This is a genomic window from uncultured Methanofollis sp. (genome assembly GCF_937919355.1).
Lineage (GTDB): Archaea > Halobacteriota > Methanomicrobia > Methanomicrobiales > Methanofollaceae > Methanofollis.
Genome location: NZ_CALFSA010000113.1, coordinates 1 through 6031 on the forward strand (window position 1 = coordinate 1; position 6031 = coordinate 6031).

At 62.9% G+C, this 6031-nt stretch carries 7 protein-coding genes; 2 read left to right on the forward strand and 5 right to left on the reverse strand.

The genetic code is table 11. The features are described from left to right. Positions 1 to 270, forward strand: a 270-nt coding sequence (msrA, locus tag Q0520_RS05365; RefSeq protein ID WP_298667405.1) for a peptide-methionine (S)-S-oxide reductase MsrA, incomplete at its 5' end; no start/stop codon positions are given. Here msrA and Q0520_RS05370 read toward each other — a convergent pair. Beyond that, the gene (locus tag Q0520_RS05370) at positions 263 to 820 is read right to left on the reverse strand and encodes a manganese efflux pump MntP family protein (protein WP_298667406.1); all 558 of its coding nucleotides are present in this window, start codon (positions 818 to 820) and stop codon (positions 263 to 265) included. The two genes, msrA and Q0520_RS05370, sit on opposite strands and share 8 nt — an antisense overlap. Positions 821 to 907: 87 nt before the next feature. On the opposite strand from Q0520_RS05370, the gene Q0520_RS05375 reads away from it, so the two are divergent. Further along, a complete protein-coding gene (locus tag Q0520_RS05375) occupies positions 908 to 1618 on the forward strand; it encodes a lipopolysaccharide assembly protein LapB (RefSeq protein ID WP_298667407.1) in 711 nt (236 codons plus the stop codon). A gap of 33 nt (positions 1619 to 1651) precedes the next feature. Here the strand turns inward: Q0520_RS05375 and Q0520_RS05380 are convergent, their stop codons facing one another. The 4 genes from Q0520_RS05380 to Q0520_RS05395 all read right to left on the reverse strand — a co-directional run bounded on the left by Q0520_RS05380 (position 1652) and on the right by Q0520_RS05395 (position 5739). Then, the gene (locus Q0520_RS05380) at positions 1652 to 2761 is read right to left on the reverse strand and encodes a DUF362 domain-containing protein (RefSeq protein WP_298667408.1); all 1110 of its coding nucleotides are present in this window, start codon (positions 2759 to 2761) and stop codon (positions 1652 to 1654) included. Between the two features lie 500 nt (positions 2762 to 3261). After that, entirely contained in the window at positions 3262 to 4002 is a 741-nt protein-coding gene (locus tag Q0520_RS05385) for an MIP/aquaporin family protein (protein WP_298667409.1), read from the reverse strand. Between the two features lie 6 nt (positions 4003 to 4008). Then, positions 4009 to 4215, reverse strand: coding sequence for a DUF2180 family protein (locus tag Q0520_RS05390; protein ID WP_298667411.1), 207 nt, complete (start codon positions 4213 to 4215; stop codon positions 4009 to 4011). A gap of 24 nt (positions 4216 to 4239) precedes the next feature. Beyond that, entirely contained in the window at positions 4240 to 5739 is a 1500-nt protein-coding gene (locus Q0520_RS05395) for a DUF2193 domain-containing protein (RefSeq protein ID WP_298667410.1), read from the reverse strand. Positions 5740 to 6031 lie beyond the last annotated feature (292 nt).

Genomic DNA, 6031 nt, shown 5'->3' on the forward strand with positions numbered 1-6031 from the left:
CTCCTCGACGTCTTCTGGGAGGTCCACGACCCGACGACGGAGGACAGGCAGGGGCCTGACATCGGCACCCAGTACCGCTCCGCGGTCTTTTTCCTGACGCCTGCACAGGAGGCCGCGGCACGGGCGTCGCGGGAGAAGATGGAGCGCTCAGGGCGGTACCCCCGCCCCATCGTCACCGGGATCGTGCCGGCGGGCCCGTTCTATCGCGCCGAAGAGTATCACCAGCAGTACTACGAGAAGAAGGGTGTGGGAGGGTGCCGGATCAGATGAGGAGGTGGTCGGCGAGCACCCGCAGCCCGATCAGGATGAGTATGACCCCGCCGATGACCTCCGCACGCTCGCGGTTCTTCCCCCCGAAGACCGTCCCGAACCAGAAACCGCCGAGGGAGAGGAGGGCGGTGACGACCCCGATGACGACGGAGGGCAGGAGGATCGGCGACCCGAGGGCGGCAAAGGAGAGGCCGACGGCAAGGGAGTCGATGGACGTCGCGACGGCGAGCATGATGAGGACGGCGGCGCTGCCAAAGGCGATCTCCTCGCCGTCCTCCCCCTTGAGCCCTTCGATGACCATCTTCCCGCCGATGAAGGCGAGGAGGATGAAGGCGATCCAGTGGTCGATGCCAGAGATGAACGAGTACAGGAGCGTCCCGGCGAACCACCCGGCGACGGCCATCCCGGTCTGGAAGACGCCGAAAAGGAGGGCGAGGACGAGTGCTGTCCGCGCCCGCCCCTCCCTCACGGTCACCCCGCCTGCGATGGAGACGGCGGTGGCGTCCATGGCGAGGCCGACAGAGATGAGAAAGACTGAGAGGAAATCCATGATACTGTACGACGTTGGCGCCCCGCCCTATAACCCTCTGCTCCGTACCACCGCATCCTTTAATGCAGATCCCGCGTATCTCCGGCTATGCCGAAGGAGACAGAGGCCGGGCGCATGGTCGAGGAGGGCGACGCTCTCATCAGGCAGGGCAACCGCCCGGCGGCGGTGGACCGGTACACGGAGGCCCTCAGACTGGACCCGGCTCATGCCGGTGCCCTGTACAGGCTCGGCATCATCCATGAAGAGGACGGGGAACCCGACCTGGCCGTCATCTGTTATGACGGCATCCTTGCGGAGAACCCGGACGACCCCGAGGCCTGGACCCGGCGCGCCCACGCCCTCCTCGCCGCGGAGGATGTGGACGGTGCCGCCGCGAGTGCACGCCACGCCGTGGAGGTCGGCACCTCCTGCGCCCCTGCCTGGTACCTCCTGGGCGTGGTTGAGAAGAGGCGCATGAACCTCCACTCCGCGCTGGAGGCTTTTCACAGGGCATCGGAACTCGAACCTGACAACCCGGACTGCTGGTTCATGGCCGGGGCCACCCTCGACATGATGTTCAGGCACGATGACGCAGTCGTCGCCTATCGTCAGGCCCTCGAGATCACCCCCCATCATCTGGAGGCCCACAAGGCGATGGCCTATGCCTTCATCCTGCTGGAGAGGTACGAGGACGCGGTGGAGGAGTGCGACAGGATCCTCGAACTCTGTCCGGACTACGCTCCTGCTGTTTATATCCGGGGGATCGCCCTGCGCGGCAGGGACGCGGTGGAGTACGACGGCAGGTGCGTCCAGAGGTAGAGGGATCCGTCCCCCCTCGACGGCAGGGGGTCTTTAGATCTCGACGAGTTCGTAGTCCGCAGACCCGAGGCCGATCTCCTCGCCGTACCTGACCTGGACCATGCCGTCGCTGTACGGGTTCACACCCCTGAACTTGTCTGCGCCGGGTTCGCGGTTGCCGATGAGGCGGCTTTCGGCCATGCCCGGTTGGGCATTGACAAGGTCGAAACTTGCGGCGTCGATGGCGACCGGGTCTTTCGAGGCGAGTATCCCTATATCGGGGACGATTGGTCTGTCGCTCCACGGACAGCAGTCGCAGTCCGGCGTGATGTTCGTCAGGACATTGATGTAGCCAACCCGCCCCTCCTTGCCCTGCACGGCGCCGAGGGCGTACTCGGTCATCATCTCCATGAAGGGGACGAGCCCCTCCTTCCAGTCAAAGTCTATCGCCCCGTTCGGGCAGACTGTCATGCACTCGCCGCAGCCAATGCACCGCGTCGTGGTGAGGGTGATGCCGCCAGGCCCACCCTCCAGGGCGCCTGTCGGGCAGACCCTTACGCAGGTGGCGCACTCCGCACAGGCCCCGGCCTCGATGAGGGGGACGAGGCCCTGGTGCTGGTCCATCTTCCCCGCCGCCGGTGCGCACCCCATTGCCAGGTTCTTGATCGCCCCGCCGAAACCCGCCATCCCGTGCCCCTTCATGTGGGAGACGACGATCATGCTCTCCGCGTCCAGGATGTCGCCCGCGATCTTCACCTTTGAGAAATGTTTCCCGTCAATCGCGACCTCCCGCCAGTTCTGCGAGTGCAGGCCGTCGGCGATGACGATCGGAGCCCCTGTCACTTCGTAGCCGAAACCGTGGCTGATCGCCGTGGCGATGTGGTCGACGGTGTTGTCGCGCTGCCCCGAGTACAGGGTGTTCGTGTCTGTGAGGAAGGGGTTGCCCCCGGCCTCTCGCACTCTGTCGACGACCTGCCGCACCCAGACCGGAGAGACGAAGGTGTCGCACCCCTCCTCGCCGAAGTGGAGTTTCACCGCGGTCAGGTCGCCCTCGTCGATGCATGAGGCGAGGCCCGCTGTGTCGAAGAGCCTCCGTATCCGTGTGATGGTGTTCTCCCGGCCGTTGCCAGGGCCGATCCGTGCGAAGTAGACCCTACCTGTCATGATACCATCGTCTATCGATCACATTCTGGAAAAAGGTGGTGCAGGGACCGGTCGCCCCTGCTCAAAAAGAGGGATCAGGTTCTGGAGAATTTCTCGCGTACACGATCGCTTCCAGAAGAGGTCACTGTCGAATTCACGTTCCGGAGTGCTGGTGGCGGGGGACTACGCCCCCGGCAGCGAAGACTTCGTCTTCTTGAATTCGCTGACGCTCGCAACTCGAAGACTTCGTCTTCTCGAACTCGCTGGCGCTCGTTCCCCGCTCAGGATTGGGCCTCAAAAGGGCAAACTTGCATTTTAAAGAGGGGACTGCCCTCCCCCTATCCTAATGGCAGGGTGCGAACGGAGTGAGCATGAGAAAATCTTTGATTTTCGAGGGACCGGGGGGCGGCAGCCCCCCGGAAGAGACACTCCAGAATAGGATTTACCCTGAAAACCACAGATGTGTTTTTCAACAAACCGCTTGAAACTTCATTTCATGAGTGATTTCCCAGAGTCCTACCTCAGTCTGCAGTGACCCAGCGGTACAGCAACGCCGCCACGACGGCGCCGACGATTGGACCGATGACGTAGATCGGGAAGAAGCCCCAGAGGTTTGTGCCGCCGAGGACCATGTCGCCGAGGTACGGCCCGAAGGTACGGGCCGGGTTCAGGGACGACCCCGCGATGTTCCCGGTCGTCGTGATGACCCCGGCGACGGTGAGGCCGATGACAAGGCCTGCAAAGCCGGGCGGCGCCCTCTTGTCCACGGCCACACCCATGATCGCAAGCATCAGGAGGAAGGTGCCGATCGCCTCGACAAGGACCGCCTGCGAGAACGTGATGCCGGGGAAGGGCGTGGTGGCCCCGAGTCCGCCGATCGTGACGGCGTCCATACCCGCACAGGCTGCAAAGGAGAAGCTTGCAAGGGCGGCGCCGACGAGTTGTGCGACGATATAGGGGACGACCTCCCGCGCCGGGAACATGCCGGCCGCCCAGAGGGCAATCGTCACCGCAGGGTTGATGTGCGCCCCGGAAACCCTGCCGAGGGCATAGATCACCGCGGCGATCGCGATACCGAAGGCGAGGCCGATCGCAAGCCAGTCGCCGAGGCCGCCGAGAGCGCCGATCCCGACGTTGAAGGGGTTCGGCGTCTCCGAACCGTGGGCTATCATCAGGGTGACGGCCGCAGCACCTGCACCGAAGAAGACCAGGATAAATGTCCCGATCAGTTCGGCGACACTTCTTTTCATGAGAGATGCCATGGCCACTCACTCCTTCAGTGCGGCATGGCATTCCGGACACAATATCCTCGGGAGTGCCTTCTTCATCTTCTGTGCCGGGAAGGGGTACCCCCCTTCCCAGAGGTCGACGTCGCTCCTGACCATATGGTCGGTGCAGAGGCCCATGCCGCAGACGATGCAGATCCCTGCGGCCTCGGTCGTCTTCCCCTGCTGTGCGCAGACATAGCACTTCATCGCACTCACCTGTTGCCTGAGTCCTCAGACCGCCTCTCTCCACTGGCAGTACTCGTGCCTGAAGTCGACCATCGAGGCCGAGGCGCAGTCCTTGCATACCCGTGCCGGTGCTGCGATCTGCTCCGGGTGGAGGGCGATGATGTTTGTCATCATGGTGGCCGTCACCGGTTCGCTCGTCAGCAGGCAGGGGTAGTCGGCGAGGCGCATGAGGGCCGAGTACCTGACCGTGATCGCCGACGCCGGATAGGCGTAGCGCTGCGGGTTCATGATAACCTCGCTCTCCCGGATGGGGGTGAGGTCCACCGGGAATCCGGCGGCTGTCGGGGTCAGCACGTCTCCCGACCCGTTCCTCTTCCGCCGTGCGCCGTCAAGCATCCTCCAGCCGCGCCAGATCATGTCCATGAAGTCGCAGTTGTGGAGTTCGGCCGCGGCGCCGCGTTTCGGGTACAGCTGCACGAAGTTGTGGAAGCGCTTCGTGAGCAGGTCGACGACCATCGGGGCGTTGAAGCCGTCGAGTTCCAGGATGTACTCGGTTGCCGCCGCAGACGAACCCGTGGCGACGGAGAGGACCTGGTACTCGCTTTTGACCTTGTCGAGGGCCGCCCGGACGCTCCTGTCCATCACCTCTGTCACCGCCTCGATGATGCCCATCACCATGTCATCCTTGCACATGTTGAAGGTGGACTGGGCGATGTGGTGGGCGATGTCGCCGACGCAGTAGGCCGGGACGGTGACGATGTTGCCGTAGTGGACGCCCCCGTCGATTGCGGCCTTGACGAAGGGTTCGAGGTCCTTTTTGTACCCGGCCATGTACTTTGCCGGGTCGAAGGAGGTCATGCCCGCCTTCTCCATCAGGTCGACCTGCGCCTGGACCGGGTGTTCGTAGATCGCCTGGAGTTGTTTGACCTCCTGCTTCGTGGCGTCGGCAAGGGTCTCGCCAGCCTCCACCGCCTGTGCGAAGACCTCGCCGATACCGTACGAGGTGTTCATGCCCCAGGACTTCGCCGCCAGGATCGCCTGCTTGTGCTCTGTCGGGATCTTGACTGTCTGGAGGACCTGGTTGACGACATTGGAGGTGCTGCCCGGGATCAGGGCGAAGTCGACGACGCAGGTCGGGCCGTAGAACCCGGCATACCGCCTCGCCGCCTCGCGGCCGATCAGGGCCTCCGACTTTCCGATTGCCTTGATGAAGGCGTCCATGCTCTTTTTGAACTTCGGGTCCTCGGCATAGAGAATTTCCAGGACCGCCGGCGTCTGGTAGTGCTCGACGAAGGGGTCGTCCTCGGGCCTGACATAGTCGGTGAGTGCGGAGATGTTCCTGTAATGGGCTTTCACCGACTCCACGTGGAGGTCGATCACGGCCTTGCTCTGCCCCTCGCCGACCGCCATCTTCGTTGCGGCGTCGACGTAGGCCTTGCCGTCCTTCACCTTGAATGCCGTGCCGCGCTTCTTCTTGATCGTCTCCACGTCGGCGCGCTGCGCCGCCATGGCCTCGTCAAGCATCTTCGTATAGATCTCTTTCATGATTTTTTTCTCTCCCTGGAATGGAATGGTCATATCTCGCTTCCGCTCAGGAAGCAGTGTTCCCCGGCATGTGCCGGTATCAAACAGATCAGATCAACGCGAGCGAATGATTGAGAGAAACTGAATTCTGGATGGTGTTCCTGTGCCGCCACTACCGCTCATACAGTGGTCGGCCTGTGGTGACGCCTGCCTTTTCGTGCAGCCGCCCTGTGCTTTCACCTCCTACAAAGCGTGAATAGTGTACCTGTTTACATAATAGTTTCCATTCTGACTTCTTCCAGCAATGGCATCT

What these genes read in the sequence shown, in the direction of transcription:
- Q0520_RS05370 (WP_298667406.1), bottom strand. Translation starts at nt 820, where the DNA reads ATGGATTTCCTCTCAGTCTTTCTCATCTCTGTCGGCCTCGCCATGGAC.
- Q0520_RS05375 (WP_298667407.1), top strand. Translation starts at nt 908, where the DNA reads ATGCCGAAGGAGACAGAGGCCGGGCGCATGGTCGAGGAGGGCGACGCT.
- Q0520_RS05380 (WP_298667408.1), bottom strand. Translation starts at nt 2,761, where the DNA reads ATGACAGGTAGGGTCTACTTCGCACGGATCGGCCCTGGCAACGGCCGG.
- Q0520_RS05385 (WP_298667409.1), bottom strand. Translation starts at nt 4,002, where the DNA reads ATGGCATCTCTCATGAAAAGAAGTGTCGCCGAACTGATCGGGACATTT.
- Q0520_RS05390 (WP_298667411.1), bottom strand. Translation starts at nt 4,215, where the DNA reads ATGAAGTGCTATGTCTGCGCACAGCAGGGGAAGACGACCGAGGCCGCA.
- Q0520_RS05395 (WP_298667410.1), bottom strand. Translation starts at nt 5,739, where the DNA reads ATGAAAGAGATCTATACGAAGATGCTTGACGAGGCCATGGCGGCGCAG.